Raw genomic sequence first — 15,048 nt, forward strand, 5'->3', positions numbered from 1 at the left:
CAGCATCAGCTTTCGAAAATCGTACCGGTCTTGGCTGCACGCGCACGGTCGCGGGCGAGCGTGGCGATCGCCGTGTCCTGCACGCCGGTGCCGGTCAGGTCGGCAATGGTGATGTCGCTGTCCGAGCGCCGGCCATGCCTTTCGCCGGCGATGATGTGGCCAAGCTCGGTGATTTCGGCATCGGACGCCATCACGCCCGCCGCGATAGCATGGTGCAGCTCGCCCAGCCGGCGCGTCTGTTTGGCGCTATCGGCGACGTAGAGATCGGCCATGCGCAGGATCGCCGGCGCGATCTCGTTCTTGTGCTCGGCATCCGAGCCCATGGCAGTGATATGCTGGCCGGCGGAGACGAAGCCGGCCTTGATCAGCGGCTCGGTCGACGGCGTCGTGGTGACGATGATGTCGGCATCGGCCACAGCCTTTGCCGCGTCGGGCTCGGCGTGAACGGCGATGCCCAGTCTTTCGGACAATGCGTCGGCCGCGGCCTCGGCCTTGGCGGCATCCCTTGCCCAGATGCGGGCTTCCGTGATTGGCCGCACCAGCATCAGCGCCTCGAGCTGCAGTCCGGCCTGAACACCGGCGCCGAAGATCGCGGCAACGGAGGAACCCGGCCGCGACAGATGCTTGGCGGCAACCGCGCCGGCCGCCGCCGTGCGGATGTCGGTGAGATAGCCATTGTCGAGCAGCAGCGCCTCGACCAATCCGGTTTTCGCCGACAGCAGCACCATCATGCCGTTGACGCTGGGCAGGCCGAGCTTGGGATTATCGAAAAAGCCGGGGCTGATCTTGATCGCAAAACCGTCGATACCCGGTACATAGGCGGTCTTGACGTCGACCTCGCCGCGATGCTCTGGAATGTCCAGCCGCAGGATCGGCGGCATCGCCACCGGCAAGGTAGCGAGCGCCCGGAACGCGTTCTCGACGCAGGCGATGGCATCGAGATCGAGCTTCACGATCTTGCGCAATTCAGCTTCGGTGAGGATCGTCATACGGCTCATGCTGCGCTCTCCGCAATTGCTTCGCCGCAGATGATCTTGCGGTGCAGTGTCATATCGATGTTGCGGCCGGACAGCACGAGCACCGTCGGGCCGCTCGCCCTGACCTTGCCGGCAAGCACGGCTGCGATGCCGACCGCGCCGGCGCCTTCGACGATCTCGCGCTCCTGCTCATAGGCATGGCGGATGCCGGCGGCGATCTCGTCCTCGCTGAGCAGGATCACATCGTCGAGCAGGTCGCGGCACATCGAGAAGGTCAGCCGGTTGTCTAGGCCGATGCCGCCGCCGAGTGAATCCGCCAGCGTCGGCAGTTCCTCGACCAAAACCGGATGTCCGGCGTCGAGGCTCGCCTTCATCGCCGCACCGCGCGCCATTGAAACACCCATCACCTTCGTCGCCGGGCTGACGCCCTTGACGGCAGCGGCAACGCCAGCCGCCAGCCCACCGCCAGAAAGCGGCACCAGCACAAGGGCGGCATCAGGAACCTGTTCGATGATCTCCAGCCCGAGCGTGCCTTGCCCGGCGACAATGGCGGGATGGTCGAAAGGCGGCAGCATGATCAGCCCGTCCTCGGCGACCAGCCGCTCGACCTCCTGCTGCGCATCGTCCTGGCTGTTGCCGACGATGCGGATCCCGGCGCCGAGCCGGCGGATCTCGTCCAGCTTGTTCTGCGGCACCAGCCGCGACATGCAGATCGTCGCGTGGATACCTTGCAGTCGAGCGGCATAAGCCAGCGCCCGGCCGTGATTGCCGGTCGAGGCAGCGACGACGCCACGCGCCCTCTCCTCTTCTGTCAGCGAGGCGATAGCGTTCGAGGCACCACGCAGCTTGAAGGCGCCGGTGGTCTGCCGATGTTCGAGCTTGAGATAAACAGCAGCGCCCAAGTGCTGGGAAAGACTCCGGGAAGTGACGGTCGGCGTACGCTCGACCTTACCTGCGATGCGCTCGCGCGCGGCGTGGATATCGGAGAGGCTTATCCTGGACGTGGTCATGGCTCATAAATCAGTTCAGCGGCAGCGTCATCAGACGGCCGAATTCAGGACGCGACATCTTATCTCCGCAAAGCCGCAGGCAATTCCAGGCCGTCGCCTGGTTGCTGGTGACGACAGGGCGGCCGATGGCCTCTTCCATACCCACAACTGCCGCCGCGGACCGCAGTGCCGTGCAGGAGACAAACAGCGCGTCCGAGTGTTCGGCCGTCGCCTCGCGAGCCAGATCGACCAAGGATTTCGGCGCAATCCGCGCCATCTCGCGGTCGTCCTCGAAGCCGAGGCAAGTGAAGCTGGCGATCTCGAATCCATGCTCGCTGAAATAGGTCGCCATCGGCCGGCTGGTCTCGACCGTATAAGGGGTAAGAATGCTGATCGTCCTGGCGCCCAGCGCCTTCAGGCCGCGCACGCCGGCCATCGGCGGCGTAACCACCGGCGCGCCGGGTTTCGCGGCCTGCACCGCGGCCTCGATCTCGGCATCGCCGATCACGACGGAGGCCGAGGTGCAGGAATAGCAGATCGCATCGAGCGGCTCGTCGGGCAGGATCAGGGCCGCGGCCGCCGTCAGTGACGGCTGCATCTTGCGCAAATTGTCCGGCGTCGTCGGGTTGGCGTAGGGGATGCGCGCGACATAGACCCCGATGCGGTCGCTTGCCACCATGCGGTGAAAATCCGGTTCGCTCGTATGGTCGGTGGCAAGGATGATCAGGCCGACCCGCTTTTCCAGCGGACGCGCATCGAGCGGCGGCCGGGCCGAATGCAGGCGGATTTCGGGTGCAGCGCTCATCTTTCGATCCGCCCATAACGGTGTTCCAGCCAGCGCAGCAGCACCACCGAGAACAGGCTGATGGCGAGGAAGAAGGCGCCGACCAACGTGATCGGTTCGATATACCGATAATAGGTATTGGCGACGCTCTTGGCCTGGTTCATCAGTTCCAGCACGGTGATCGCCGACAGCAGCGGCGTCTCTTTGAACATGGCGATGAAATAATTGGCAAGCGCCGGGATCATCGGCGGAATTGCCTGCGGAATGATGATGTGCGTCCAGGTCTGCGTGGCGTTCAGATTGCAGGCCTTGGCCGCTTCCCACTGGCCGCGCGGAACATTATCGATGCCGGCGCGGTAGACCTCGGCCGTGTAAGTGCCGTAATGCAGCCCGAGACCGATGACGCCCGCCACCAGCGGCGGCAACAGGATGCCGAAATCCGGCAGCACGTAGAAGATGAAATAGAGCTGCACCAACAGCGGCGTGCCACGGATGAACTCGGCAAGGAAACCGACGGTGCGCGACAGAGCCCTGTTCGGCGACCGGCGCGCCAACGCGATGCCCAGCCCAACGATGGCCGCCAGTACCGAGCCGAGCAGCGTCGCCAGGATGGTGATCTTCACCCCCTCGATCAGCGTCGGCAGGATCTGCCGGACAAAATCCCAATCCCATTCCATTAGCAGGCCCGATCCATCATACGCGCACCCCGTCGAGGCCACGAGCCATGCGGCGTTCCAGCGACCGCACGCCCCAGGAGATGAGCAGCGCCAGGACGAAATAGATGACGAGGATGGTGCTGAACGGCACCAGAGTATTGCCGGTCTGCGAGCGCACCACCTGCGCCTGGAAGGTCAGGTCGGCGAGCGAGATTAGCGAAACGACGGCGGTGGCCTTGAGCAATTCAATGGCGTTGTTGCCGAAGGTTGGCAGCATCACCAGAAGCGCCTGCGGCAGGATGATATGGCGCATGGCTTGCCAGCGGCCGAGATTGAGGGCGGTGCAGGCCTCATATTGTTCGCGGCCGATAGACTTGATGGCGCCACGCACCACTTCCGCCGCATAGGCGCCGACATTGAGGCCCAGCGCCAGCACCCCGGCCTGCAGCGGCGTCAACGAAATGCCGGCAAAAGGCAGCACGAAATAAGCCCAGAACAGCTGCACGAAAATCGAGGTGCCGCGGAAGAACTCGATATAGGCGGTGGCCAGCGCGCGTAGCACGAAAAACCGCGACAGCCGCCCCAGCCCGGCAAGAAAGGCCATGACCAAGGCCAGCACCGACCCCATCAGCGTCAGCTCGATGGTGACAAGCGCTCCTTGCAATATCAGGCCGAAATAGCCGGACCATTGGGTCATTGGGGCTAAGCGTTTCCTCGCTTGGTGATCATTACAGAACGCCGGCGCCGCCCCTCATCCGCCTGCCGGCACCTTCTCCCCGTTATAGGGACGGGGAGAAGGGTGAAGCTCCAGCGTTGACGCCCCCCTCTCCCCGTTTTTGACGGGGAGAGGCTAGGGTGAGCGGCACTTTTTACTTCGCCGAGCAGAGCTTGTCGCGGCTCGTCGACATTGCCGCCGCCGCCGAGAAGCCGTAAGGCTCGATGATCTTGGCGAACTCGCCGGACTTCTTCAGTTTCGCCAGCTCGACATCATAGGCGTCGCGCAGCGCTTCGTCGCCCTTCTTGAAGGCCGCGCCGTCGCAATAGACCGGCGCACCGACCACCGGCGCGATGACTTCGAGGTTCGGATCATTGGCTTTCTTGACCAGGTCGTTAATCGACAGCACGGGCAGCGAATAAGCATCGATGCGGCCGTCCTGCAGCATCTTCAGGCCGCTCTGGCCGTCCGGCACGACGATGACGCGCTCGCGCGGCACACCTGCGGTGAGCGCCAGCTTCTCTTCAGTGCCGCCACCCGGCGCGCCGATCGTGGCGCTCGTGTCCTTCGCGACGTCCTCGTAGCTCTTGAAGCCCTTCGGGTTGCCCTTCTTCACCAGCATCGCCTCGGCGTCGCACAGCACCGGTTCCGAATAGGCGACCGCAGCACAACGTTCCGGCTTCATGAACAGGCCGGCAGTGACGACGTCGAAACGGCCGGCCTGCAGGCCGGGAATCATGGCGCCATATTCCGAGATCGAGGCGACGATATCGTTGACGCCAAGGCGCTTGAAGATTTCACGGGCAACGTCAGGCGCCGCACCCGAAACCTTGCCGTCGGCAGCGACCGCCGTATAGGGCGGCTCGTTGGCGATGGCGACGCGGGCAAAGCCTTGCGCCTTGAGCTCTTCGAGCTTGCTGTCGTCGGCCGAGCCGGCCGTCGAGGCGGCCAGCACCGCCGTCAGCGCAATACCGGCGACGCCGGCCAAAATGGCAAATTTCTTCATTGTTCCCAACTCCTTGTTTGTCTGTCTTCTTGGCTTGCTTGAGGCGTCGCCGCCTCGCATGGCAGTCAGACCCGATGTCCGGCCGCAATGATCTTCTTCAGGAAACCTCGCGTACGCTCCTGTTTGGGATGGCGGAAAATCTCGTCGGGCTTGCCCTCCTCGACTATTCTGCCGCGATCGAAGAACAGCACCCGGTCGGCGAAGTCATGGGCGAAACCCATCTCGTGGGTGACCAGCAGCATGGTCATGTCGGTCTCGGTGGCGAGCTTGCGCATGACGTTGAGCACCTCGTCGACGAGCTCAGGGTCGAGCGCCGAGGTGACCTCGTCGAACAGCATGATTTTCGGCGACAGCGCCAGCGCCCGCGCAATCGCGACGCGCTGCTTCTGGCCGCCTGAAAGCTGCGCCGGCATCGCTTTGGCCTTGTCGACCATGCCGACCATGTCGAGCAGTTCCATCGCCCGCTTTTCGGCGGCGGCCCGCGGCACGCCTTTGGTCAGCATCGGTGCCAGCGTCACATTGTCGATGACACATTTGTGCGGAAACAGATTGAACAGTTGGAAGACCATGCCGATCTTCTGGCGCATTTTTGCCAAATGCCGTTCATCGGCCGTCAGCAGCCGGCCGTTACGCTCCATGTGGTACAACTGTTCGCCGTCGACTTGGATGTGGCCGCTGTCGATACGCTCTAGCGTCATCAGGATGCGCAGGATCGTCGTCTTGCCCGAACCCGATGGACCGATCAGTGCCAGCTTCTCGCCGGGCATGACTTGCATCGAGAGGCCGTCCAGCACCTTGAAGGTGCCGAAGCTTTTTGAAATGCCGTCGATCTTGATGATGGGAGCCGACAATGAATTTCCCGTGCTGGAGAAGCTTGCCTTTAACGATGCGGATCGCGGCAAATCATGTCAATCAAGAAAATAATATCATGACAATATTTCGGATTCCGCACAATTTCGCGCCATTCGCCGTCTAGATCGCAAGCAGGAGATGCTCGGGATCGCCGAGCAGAAGCTTGGTGACAACGCCGAGACCGGCACGCAGTTCCCCCTCCGTGGTCGAGCCAAGCGAAATCCGCACAGCTGGATGCCAAGGCATCTGCGAAATGCGAAACGACGTGCCGGGCGCGATCGCCACGCCCTGCAGGCGGGCCTGGGAAACAAAGCTTTCCTCACCGCGGTCATCGGGCAGTTGCAGCCAGACATGCAGCCCGTCGCGATGAGCGCGATAGTCCACTCCGGCAAGCACCTCGGCGGCTATGTCCAGACGCCGCCGCAAAGCCAGGCGCTGCCATCGCACGAGTTCCATCGCGGTGCCGTCGGTCACCCATTTGGTGGCGATCTCGGCCACCAACGGCGTCGCCATCCAGTTCGAGACGAGATGGCGATTGGCGACCGCGGCGACATAACGATCGGGCGCCGCGAGATAGCCGATGCGCAGGCCCGGCACCACGATCTTGGTGAAGGAGGTGACGTAGAGCGTGCGCTCGGGCGCGAAGGCGGCTACCGGCGGCGGCCGGTCCTCGACCAACGGGCCGAGGACGTCGTTTTCGATAATGGCGATGTCATGCCTGCGCGCAACGGCGGCAATCTGTTCGCGCCGGCCGGCATCCATCAGGGTGGCCGTAGGGTTGATCACCGACGGCTGCACGAACACGGCGCGGATGTCCGACAACCGGCAGGCCTCGTCCAGCGCTTCCGGGATCAGCCCATTGTCGTCGATCGGCAAACCCTCAAGGTTGAAGCCGAGATAACGCGCCAGCGGGATCAGCGTGTGGTGACCGATCGCCTCGGTGGCGACGGTCGAGCCGGGCGGCGCCACGCTCATCAGCGCCACTGTCATCCCTGCGGTGGCGCCGTTGGTCAGGCTGATGTTCTGCGGCGACGCGTCGAGGCCACAGAGGCGCAGCCACTCGACACCCACCGCACGGTGGCGCGGGAACACCATGTTCGGCCTGAACGACAGTGCCGAGCTCGACGGCAGGTTTTCGGCGAGCCAGCCCAGCGCCTGCCTCAGCCGCTCCAGATGCATCGGTTCGCAGACCGGCTTCAGGATGGAGAGGTCGATGAGCTCGCCCAGCCGCTCCGGCAAATAGGGCGGCTCCGGCTCGCGGCGCTGCGTCTGCACGAAGCTGCCGCGGCCGACCTCGCCGGAAACCAGCCCGCGGCGGATCAATTCCTCGTAGGCGCGGCTGACCGTCTGCACGGAAAGTTGCAGATCGTCGGCCAGTTGCCGGTGCGTCGGCAAGCGCGCGCCATTGGCCAGGCGCCCGTCATGGATGGCGCGCGCGAACTGGTCGGCGAGCGATTGATAGGCCGGCCGCCGGATAAGAGCGGGATCTGGTCGCCAAAATGTCATGACTTATTAGAGATCGAAATCAGTGCAATTGACAATCGAAATAATGCGCCGTCATGGTGTCCGGCACTAGAAGTGGACGATCATGGCTGCAGCGAAACTCGATCCGATCGACCTGAAAATCCTCGACGCCATCCAGCGCGACGGCCGCATCACCAAGCTGGCGTTGGCCGAGAAGGTCGGCCTGTCGCCGACGCCTTGCTGGATGCGGCTGCGCAAGCTGGAAAAAGCCGGCATCGTCTGCGGCTATCATGCCAGGATCGCCATGCGCGCCATCGCACCGGTCGCCACCGTGCTGATGGAGGTAACGCTGGCTAGCCACCGCCAGGCCGATTTCGACCGTTTCGAGCGCGTCATCCGCGACATCCCCGAGATCGTCGCCTGCTGGTCTGTCGGCGGCGGCGTCGATTACCTGCTGAAGGTGATGGCGCGCGACATCGACGCCTATCAGCGGCTGGTCGACACTCTGCTCGAGCGCGAGATCGGCATCGACCGCTATTTCACCTACATCGTCACCAAGACGGTGAAGGAGGAGAGTGTGCTGCCAGTGGCGGATCTGTTGCCGGCATCCTCCTGATACCGGAGAGATCGTCTGGCCGGGCAGGGCAATAGAGACAATCTCTCTACGTGCAGGCACGCAAACAGCCTCTCTGTTTGCGCGGCAGAGATAGTCTTGCGGCATCACCCGAACCGGGAGCCCGATGATGTCCGCACATTTTGCCCGCTCGCACCGCCATGAAGCGCTTGATCGCCTTGCCGACCGGCGGCTGCTGCGCGAACTCGCCTATGTCGCTGGCCACTGGACGGCGAGCGAGACCGCGGAGAGTTTCGAGGTGACCGATCCGGCCACCGGATCCACCGTCGCTTTCGTTGCCGCGCTCGATGCCCGGCAGACCACATTGGCGATCGATGCGGCATCGCGCGCCTTTCCTGCCTGGCGCGCATTGCTGCCGCAGGAACGGTCGAAAATCTTGCGAAAATGGTTCGATCTGATCGTCGCCGCCAAAAATGACCTGGCCCTGCTTATGACGCTAGAACAAGGCAAGCCGCTGAAGGAATCGCGCGGCGAGATCGACTACGCCGCCTCTTTTGTCGAATGGTATGCCGAGGAGGCCAAACGCCTCAACGCCGAAAGCGTCACCAGCCATCTGCCAAATGCCGAGATGGTGGTGCGACGCGAACCGCTTGGTGTCGTCGGCGTCGTCACCCCGTGGAATTTTCCCGTGGCCATGCTGACCCGCAAGGCGGCGGCCGCCCTCGCCGCCGGCTGCACCATCGTCGCGCATCCTTCCTCGGAAACGCCGCTGTCTGCACTGGCGTTGGCCGAGCTTGGCGAACGTGCCGGCCTGCCGGCTGGCGTGTTCAACGTTCTCACCGGCAAGGCTTCGACCATCGTCGGGCGGATGTGCGAAGATCCGCGCGTCCGCGCCATGAGCTTCACCGGCTCGACCGAGGTCGGCAGGTTGATCGCCGCGCAGAGTGCGCCGACGATGAAGCGTCTTGTGATGGAACTCGGCGGTCATGCGCCGCTGATCGTCTTTGCGGATGCCGATATCGACAAGGCGGTGAGAATAGCCGTCGACGCTAAATTCGCGACCTCCGGCCAGGACTGCCTCGCCGCCAACCGCATCTATGTCCAGCGTCCGATATACGATCGGTTCTGCGCTGCTTTCGCTAAACGCGTCGAGGCATTGCGGGCCGGCAATGGCCTCGCTGACGACACCGAAATCGGACCCTTGATGCACGAACGCGCGGTCAAGAAGGTCGAGGAGCAGGTGGCCGATGCGCTCGCCAAAGACGCGCGTTGCCTGACCGGCGGCAAGCGCCATCCTGCCGGGCCGCTGTTCTACCAGCCGACCCTGCTCGCCGACGTTGGAGACGACGCTTTGATCATGCGCGAGGAGACCTTCGGTCCGGTTGCGGCCGTGACGCCCTTCGACAGCGAAGAGGAAGTCGTCGCCCGCGCCAATGCCACCGAATACGGCCTCGTCGCCTATGTCGTCACCGAAAACGGCGGTAGGCAATTGCGCATGGGCCGCGCGCTCGACTATGGCATGGTCGCCATCAACCGCGTCAAGATCACCGGCGCGCCGGTCCCCTTCGGCGGCGTCAAACAGTCCGGCATTGGCCGCGAGGGCTCGCGCCACGGGCTCGAAGCCTTTACCGACTTCAAATATCTCTGCCTCGACGTGGCGTAACGCCCCGTCAGGCTTTTGCTTTCAAGGAGTAAAAAATGCTCGACCAGTCCAACGAACTCGCCGCCTGGGATCGCGATCACTTCTTCCATCCCTCGACCCATATGGGAACGCACGCGCGTGGCGAGAGCCCGACGCGGGTGATCGCCGGTGGCGAAGGCGTCACCATCTGGGACAATAACGGTCGCAAGAGCATCGATGCCTTCGCCGGGCTCTACTGCGTCAATGTCGGCTATGGCCGCCAGAAGATAGCCGACGCCATCGCCGCGCAGGCCAAGAACCTCGCCTATTACCACGCCTATGTCGGGCACGGCACCGAGGCATCGATCACCCTTTCCAAGATGATCATCGACCGCGCGCCCGAGGGCATGTCGAGGGTCTATTTCGGCCTCTCCGGTTCCGATGCCAACGAAACCAACATTAAGCTGATCTGGTACTACAACAACGTGCTCGGCCGGCCGGAGAAGAAGAAGATCATCTCGCGCTGGCGCGGCTATCACGGCTCCGGCATCATGACCGGATCTCTGACCGGCCTCGACCTGTTCCACAACGCCTTCGACCTGCCGCGTGCGCCGGTCCTGCACACCGAGGCGCCCTACTACTTCCGCCGCGCCGACCGCTCGCTGAGCGAGGAGCAGTTTTCGCAACACTGTGCCGACAAGCTCGAGGAGATGATTCTCGCCGAAGGGCCGGAGACGGTCGCCGCGTTCATCGGTGAGCCGATCCTCGGCACCGGCGGCATCGTGCCGCCACCTGCCCTCTACTGGGAAAAGATCCAGGCGGTGCTGAAGAAGTACGACGTGCTGCTGGTTGCCGACGAGGTCGTCACCGGCTTCGGCCGGCTGGGCACCATGTTCGGCTCCGACCACTACGGCATCAAGCCCGACCTGATCACCATCGCCAAGGGCCTGACCTCGGCCTATGCGCCGCTGTCGGGCGTCATCGTCTCAGACAAGGTCTGGCAGGTGCTGGTGCAGGGTTCCGACAAGCTCGGCTCGCTCGGCCATGGCTGGACCTATTCGGCGCACCCGATCTGCGTGGCCGCCGGCGTCGCCAACCTGGAACTGATCGACGAGATGGACCTAGTGCGGAACGCCGGCCAGACCGGTGCCTATTTCCGCGCCGAGCTGACGAAAGCCGTCGGTGGTCACAAAAATGTCGGCGAGGTACGCGGCGACGGCATGCTGGCGGCAATCGAGTTCGTCGCCGACAAGAACGATCGCGTGTTCTTCGACGCCTCGCAAAAAATCGGGCCGCAGGTCGCAACCGCTCTTGCGGCAAGCGGCGTCATCGGCCGGGCCATGCCGCAGGGCGACATTCTCGGTTTCGCGCCGCCGCTCTGCCTGACGCGGGAAGAGGCCGATATCGTCGTGTCGAAGACGGCCGACGCGGTGAAGAGCGTGTTTGCAAACATCTGAAGAGCCGACATGAATGCCATGACCAAAACCCTCCCCGCCACCATGGCCGCCGTGCAGCTGATCGGGCACGGCGGGCCGGAAAAGCTCGTCTACCGCACCGATGTGAAAGTGCCCTCGCCCGCCCGGGGCGAAGTGCTGATCAAGGTCACCGCTTGCGGCATGAACAACACCGACGTCTGGGTGCGCCAGGGCGCCTACGGAACGGAGGAGGATGCCGCCGCTGTGTCGACCTGGCGTCGTCAGGGCAATACGCTGAGCTTCCCGCGCATCCAGGGCACCGACACGGTCGGCAACATCGTTGCCGTCGGCGACGGCGTTTCGCCAACCCGTATCGGCGAGCGAGTGATGGTCGACTTCTCGATCTACAACCGTGACGACGATTCACTCGCCGACATCGACTATATGGGCCACGGCCGCGACGGCGGCTATGCCGAATATCAGGCGGTGCCGGCAGAGAATGCCCATGTCGTCGATACCGATCTCAGCGATGTCGAGCTCGCCACTTTCTGCTGCGCCTACCTCACCGGCGAACAGATGCTGGAACGCGCAGCATTGAAGGCCGGTGAGCGCGTGCTGGTCACCGGCGCCTCGGGCGGCGTCGGCTCCGGCATCGTGCAGTTGGCGCGGGCACGCGGCGCCATTCCCTATGCGGTTGCCGGCAAGGGCAAGGAACAGGCCGTGCGTGACATCGGCGCCGAGGCGGTGATCACCCGTGGCGTGGCCGACCTGCCGGCAGCCGTGAACGAGGCGACCGGCGGGCGGCCAATCGATGTGGTCGCCGACCTGGTCGGCGGCGCCATCTTCAATGACCTCTTGCGCATCTTGAGGCCCGAAGGCCGCTACACCACGGCCGGCGCGATCGCCGGCCCGGTCGTCCAGCTCGACCTGCGCACCATGTACCTGAAACAGCTCCAACTGCATGGCTCGAGCCAGGGCACGCGGGCGGATTTCCGCCGCATAGTGCGCTACATCGAGGACAAGAAAATCCGGCCGCTGGTCGGCGGCGTCTACAAGCTGTCCGATTTCCATCGCGCCCAGGCGGATTTCATCGCCAAGGATTTCGTCGGCAAGCTGGTGGTCGTTCCGGATGCGGCCGCCAAAATAGCGCGTCGACCACAAACGCCTATGACAGGCTCGGGCCGTTCGTGGACGCGGTGAGGTCGAGCGCCACATCCAAGCAGCGTTTTCGTGATGGCTTTGTTTATCTGAATGAGCAAACCCATTCTGATTTGGCTGCACGCCGGCAACAAGGATTCCTGACCTCTCCTGCGGCGTTATAAGGTTTTCGCGATTTTCTTATAACCCCCGCTTGCGTCCCTTGAGGTCATGGCGCTATAAGAGAACCGCATTTTTCTTATAACCGGAGCCGCCCGACATGAAGACGGTCGACCTCGTTTACCGCACGATGTATGCGGAACTCGTCCAGCGATCCTTGGACGCAGCCTTCGAAACGGATTTCCCTACGACGGGCAATCTCGTCAAGGTGCCCGTCAAGGGCAAGGTATACTGGTATTTCGAGGAAACGCAGCCGACGAAGACGCGACGGTATGTCGGGCCTGACAGCGATCCCGAGATTGCAAAACGCGTCGAATCCTTCCGTCAGATCAAGGACGACCTCCGCGCCCGCAGGAAGCTGGTATCCACGCTCGTGCGCGAGGCAGGGCTGACAGAACCCGAAAGGTTCACCGGGGATGTCGTCGAGGCGCTGGGGAAGGCTGGCATCTTCCGCTTGCGCGGCGTCCTGGTCGGCACAGTCGCCTTTCAGTCCTACGCGGGCTATCTGGGCGTGAAGCTGCCCGGTGCAGCGTTGCAGACGGGCGATGCAGACTTCGCCCTATTCCATTCCGTGTCGGCCGCGGTCGAGGACAGCCTGCCGCCCATCCTCGAAATCTTGAGGGAGATCGACCCAACCTTCAGGGAAATCCCTTACAGATCAGATCCCGGACACGCGACGCAATTCGAGAACGCAGTCCGATACAAGGTCGAGTTCCTTACACCGAACACGGGCAGCGATGACTACGCCGATCATGCAACCTCGATGCCGTCTTTGGGCGGTGCATCCGCGCAGCCTCTTCGGTTTCTCGATTTCCTGATCCACGAACCAATCAGAACTGTGCTGCTGCATCGATCGGGAGTGCCTGTCGTGGTACCGTCGCCCGGACGATATGCGGTTCACAAGCTGATCGTTGCCTCGCGCCGACAGAACAACGCAAACGGCGTGGGCAAGCGGGAAAAGGATGTCCACCAGGCAGCACTTCTGGTCGAGGCACTGGAAGCTACCCGTCGCCAGGACGATCTCGCCATCGCGTTTTCGGAAGCGTGGGACGGGGGGAAACATTGGCGTGAAGCGATACAAAAAGGACTTGGCTTGATTCCCCAGAAACAGCGTGGCGACGTCGAGGCGACGATCGTCAACGCACTTTCAGGAATCGGCGAGGAACTGGAAGGATTCAGCGCCTCATCTGCGAAAACAAAGCACGGAGACTAAACGGCAGCAACGGGTGTGGAGGGTAACCTTCTGCCAGCCGTCGCCGAGGCGTTTTTGTTTTCAGGTTTCAAAATCGACTTTGCCTATTCAGCTCTGCGATCGGACCTGCTTGGCGGCAGCCTCGAGCGACCGTTCAAACGCGTCGATCACCTGGTCGACCTGCGGCTCGTTGATGATCAGCGGCGGGCAGAAGGCCAGCGCGTCGCCCATATTGCGCGAGATGACGCCGTTCTGCTGCATAAAACCGTTGACGAGCCCGCCCAGCGCGCCGGCCGTCTCCCACGGCGTCTTGTTTGCCTTGTCGCCGACCAGCTCGACCGCCGCGACCAGGCCGATGCCGCGCACCTCGCCGACAAGCGGGTGCGAAGCGAGCGTGCGCAGCCGCTTCTGCAAATGCGCGCCGACCGCACGCGCATTGCCGACAAGGTCGCGCTCCTCGATCAGCTTCAGGTTCTCGAGCGCGACCGCTGCCGCAACAGGATGGCCGCCGCCGGTGAAACCGTGGCCGAAGGTGCCGATACGGTTGCTCTCGTCGGCGATCGGCTCGAATACCTTGTCATTGATCAGCAGGGCTGAGATCGGCAGGTAGGACGAAGAGATCTGTTTCGACAACACCATGATGTCGGGCCTGATGCCGAAGGTCTGCGAGCCGAACATCTCACCTGTTCGGCCAAAGCCGCAGATCACCTCGTCGGCGATGAGCAGGATGTCGTATCTCGATAGCACCGCCTGTATCTTCTCCCAGTAGCCGGCCGGCGGAACGATGACGCCGCCGGCGCCCATGATCGGTTCGCCGAAAAAGGCGGCGATGGTTTCCGGTCCTTCGGCGAGGATCAGCTTTTCCAGCTCGTCGGCGAGCCGCGTCGAAAACAGCTCTTCGCTTTCACCCGGCAGCGCCTCGCGCCAATGGTGCGGCGTCGAGGTATGCAGCACATTGGCAATCGGCAGGTCAAAGGAAGTGTGGTTGTTGGGCAGTCCGGTCAGGCTTGCCGAGGCGATGGTGACGCCGTGATAGCCCTTCTTGCGGCTGATGATCTTCTTGCGCGCCGGCTGGCCGAGCGCATTCGACCGGTACCAGATCATCTTCATGGCCGAATCGTTGGCCTCGGAGCCGGAATTGGTGAAATACGCCTTGCTCATCGGCACCGGCGCCATCTGCACCAGCCTCTCGGCGAGATCGATCAGCGGCGAATGCGATTTGGAGCCGAAATCGTGATAGTAAGGCAGCTTCGACATTTGCCGTACTGCCGCATCGACCAGCCGCTTCTCCGAAAAACCGACCGCGACGCTCCAAAGCCCGGCCATCGCCTCGATATAACGGTTGCCGGCGAGGTCCTCGACATAGATGCCGTCGCCCTTCTCGATAATGAGCGGCCCCGATTCCTGATGCTTGCGCGCATTCGTATAGCCATGCATGTGAAAGCTTATGTCGCGGGCTTCGGGAGAATTCGGTCGTGCATCCATG

At 63.1% G+C, this 15,048-nt stretch carries 14 protein-coding genes; 5 read left to right on the top strand and 9 right to left on the bottom strand.

Annotation, left to right across the window (positions count from 1 at the left end):
- Nucleotides 1-5: 5 nt before the first annotated feature.
- From NKI47_RS02850 to ehuR, 8 genes are all read right to left on the bottom strand, one after another.
- Nucleotides 6-998, bottom strand: a complete 993-nt coding sequence (locus NKI47_RS02850) for a cyclodeaminase (RefSeq protein ID WP_352587299.1) — start codon at nt 996-998, stop codon at nt 6-8.
- The gene (gene eutB / locus NKI47_RS02855; protein WP_352587302.1) at nt 995-1,987 is read right to left on the bottom strand and encodes a hydroxyectoine utilization dehydratase EutB; all 993 of its coding nucleotides are present in this window, start codon (nt 1,985-1,987) and stop codon (nt 995-997) included. Before eutB ends, NKI47_RS02850 begins: the two co-directional genes overlap by 4 nt.
- Nucleotides 1,988-1,997: 10 nt before the next feature.
- Nucleotides 1,998-2,771 (bottom strand): ectoine utilization protein EutA, encoded by a 774-nt coding sequence (gene eutA / locus NKI47_RS02860; protein ID WP_352587305.1) that lies wholly within the window; start codon nt 2,769-2,771, stop codon nt 1,998-2,000.
- On the bottom strand, nt 2,768-3,427 hold the full coding sequence (gene ehuD / locus NKI47_RS02865; RefSeq protein ID WP_023677202.1) for an ectoine/hydroxyectoine ABC transporter permease subunit EhuD: 660 nt from the start codon (nt 3,425-3,427) through the stop codon (nt 2,768-2,770). Before ehuD ends, eutA begins: the two co-directional genes overlap by 4 nt.
- A 16-nt stretch (nt 3,428-3,443) precedes the next feature.
- Complete coding sequence (gene ehuC / locus NKI47_RS02870; RefSeq protein WP_254819481.1) at nt 3,444-4,103, bottom strand: ectoine/hydroxyectoine ABC transporter permease subunit EhuC; 660 nt, start codon at nt 4,101-4,103, stop codon at nt 3,444-3,446.
- 172 nt (nt 4,104-4,275) lie between these two features.
- Nucleotides 4,276-5,127, bottom strand: coding sequence for an ectoine/hydroxyectoine ABC transporter substrate-binding protein EhuB (gene ehuB, locus NKI47_RS02875; RefSeq protein ID WP_352587308.1), 852 nt, complete (start codon nt 5,125-5,127; stop codon nt 4,276-4,278).
- Between the two features lie 65 nt (nt 5,128-5,192).
- Nucleotides 5,193-5,978 (bottom strand): ectoine/hydroxyectoine ABC transporter ATP-binding protein EhuA, encoded by a 786-nt coding sequence (ehuA, locus tag NKI47_RS02880; protein ID WP_352587310.1) that lies wholly within the window; start codon nt 5,976-5,978, stop codon nt 5,193-5,195.
- 121 nt (nt 5,979-6,099) lie between these two features.
- A complete protein-coding gene (gene ehuR, locus NKI47_RS02885; RefSeq protein ID WP_352587313.1) occupies nt 6,100-7,485 on the bottom strand; it encodes a MocR-like ectoine utilization transcription factor EhuR in 1,386 nt (461 codons plus the stop codon).
- Nucleotides 7,486-7,567: 82 nt separating this feature from the next.
- Here ehuR and NKI47_RS02890 point away from each other — a divergent pair, with 82 nt between their 5' ends.
- The 5 genes from NKI47_RS02890 to NKI47_RS02910 all read left to right on the top strand — a co-directional run bounded on the left by NKI47_RS02890 (nt 7,568) and on the right by NKI47_RS02910 (nt 13,583).
- Nucleotides 7,568-8,059 (top strand): Lrp/AsnC family transcriptional regulator, encoded by a 492-nt coding sequence (locus NKI47_RS02890; protein WP_031211913.1) that lies wholly within the window; start codon nt 7,568-7,570, stop codon nt 8,057-8,059.
- Nucleotides 8,060-8,186: 127 nt separating this feature from the next.
- Complete coding sequence (locus NKI47_RS02895; protein WP_352587316.1) at nt 8,187-9,680, top strand: NAD-dependent succinate-semialdehyde dehydrogenase; 1,494 nt, start codon at nt 8,187-8,189, stop codon at nt 9,678-9,680.
- Between the two features lie 35 nt (nt 9,681-9,715).
- Nucleotides 9,716-11,095 carry an aspartate aminotransferase family protein gene (locus NKI47_RS02900; RefSeq protein ID WP_352587319.1) on the top strand — a complete coding sequence of 460 codons (1,380 nt, stop codon included), beginning with the start codon at nt 9,716-9,718 and terminating at the stop codon, nt 11,093-11,095.
- A 9-nt stretch (nt 11,096-11,104) separates the two neighbouring features.
- On the top strand, nt 11,105-12,253 hold the full coding sequence (locus NKI47_RS02905; RefSeq protein ID WP_352587322.1) for an alcohol dehydrogenase family protein: 1,149 nt from the start codon (nt 11,105-11,107) through the stop codon (nt 12,251-12,253).
- Nucleotides 12,254-12,470: 217 nt separating this feature from the next.
- Nucleotides 12,471-13,583, top strand: coding sequence for a nucleotidyltransferase family protein (locus NKI47_RS02910; protein WP_352587324.1), 1,113 nt, complete (start codon nt 12,471-12,473; stop codon nt 13,581-13,583).
- Nucleotides 13,584-13,670: 87 nt separating this feature from the next.
- Here the strand turns inward: NKI47_RS02910 and NKI47_RS02915 are convergent, their stop codons facing one another.
- The gene (locus NKI47_RS02915; RefSeq protein WP_352587327.1) at nt 13,671-15,047 is read right to left on the bottom strand and encodes an aspartate aminotransferase family protein; all 1,377 of its coding nucleotides are present in this window, start codon (nt 15,045-15,047) and stop codon (nt 13,671-13,673) included.
- Nucleotide 15,048 lies beyond the last annotated feature (1 nt).

Origin of the sequence: Mesorhizobium sp. M0633 (assembly GCF_040320645.1) — a bacterium.
GTDB lineage: Bacteria > Pseudomonadota > Alphaproteobacteria > Rhizobiales > Rhizobiaceae > Mesorhizobium.

Bases quoted from the DNA above. Each gene is read 5' to 3' on its own strand.
- NKI47_RS02850 (WP_352587299.1), bottom strand. From the start codon at position 998: ATGAGCCGTATGACGATCCTCACCGAAGCTGAATTGCGCAAGATCGTG.
- eutB (WP_352587302.1), bottom strand. From the start codon at position 1,987: ATGACCACGTCCAGGATAAGCCTCTCCGATATCCACGCCGCGCGCGAG.
- eutA (WP_352587305.1), bottom strand. From the start codon at position 2,771: ATGAGCGCTGCACCCGAAATCCGCCTGCATTCGGCCCGGCCGCCGCTC.
- ehuD (WP_023677202.1), bottom strand. From the start codon at position 3,427: ATGGAATGGGATTGGGATTTTGTCCGGCAGATCCTGCCGACGCTGATC.
- ehuC (WP_254819481.1), bottom strand. From the start codon at position 4,103: ATGACCCAATGGTCCGGCTATTTCGGCCTGATATTGCAAGGAGCGCTT.
- ehuB (WP_352587308.1), bottom strand. From the start codon at position 5,127: ATGAAGAAATTTGCCATTTTGGCCGGCGTCGCCGGTATTGCGCTGACG.
- ehuR (WP_352587313.1), bottom strand. From the start codon at position 7,485: ATGACATTTTGGCGACCAGATCCCGCTCTTATCCGGCGGCCGGCCTAT.
- NKI47_RS02890 (WP_031211913.1), top strand. From the start codon at position 7,568: ATGGCTGCAGCGAAACTCGATCCGATCGACCTGAAAATCCTCGACGCC.
- NKI47_RS02895 (WP_352587316.1), top strand. From the start codon at position 8,187: ATGTCCGCACATTTTGCCCGCTCGCACCGCCATGAAGCGCTTGATCGC.
- NKI47_RS02900 (WP_352587319.1), top strand. From the start codon at position 9,716: ATGCTCGACCAGTCCAACGAACTCGCCGCCTGGGATCGCGATCACTTC.
- NKI47_RS02905 (WP_352587322.1), top strand. From the start codon at position 11,105: ATGAATGCCATGACCAAAACCCTCCCCGCCACCATGGCCGCCGTGCAG.
- NKI47_RS02910 (WP_352587324.1), top strand. From the start codon at position 12,471: ATGAAGACGGTCGACCTCGTTTACCGCACGATGTATGCGGAACTCGTC.
- NKI47_RS02915 (WP_352587327.1), bottom strand. From the start codon at position 15,047: ATGGATGCACGACCGAATTCTCCCGAAGCCCGCGACATAAGCTTTCAC.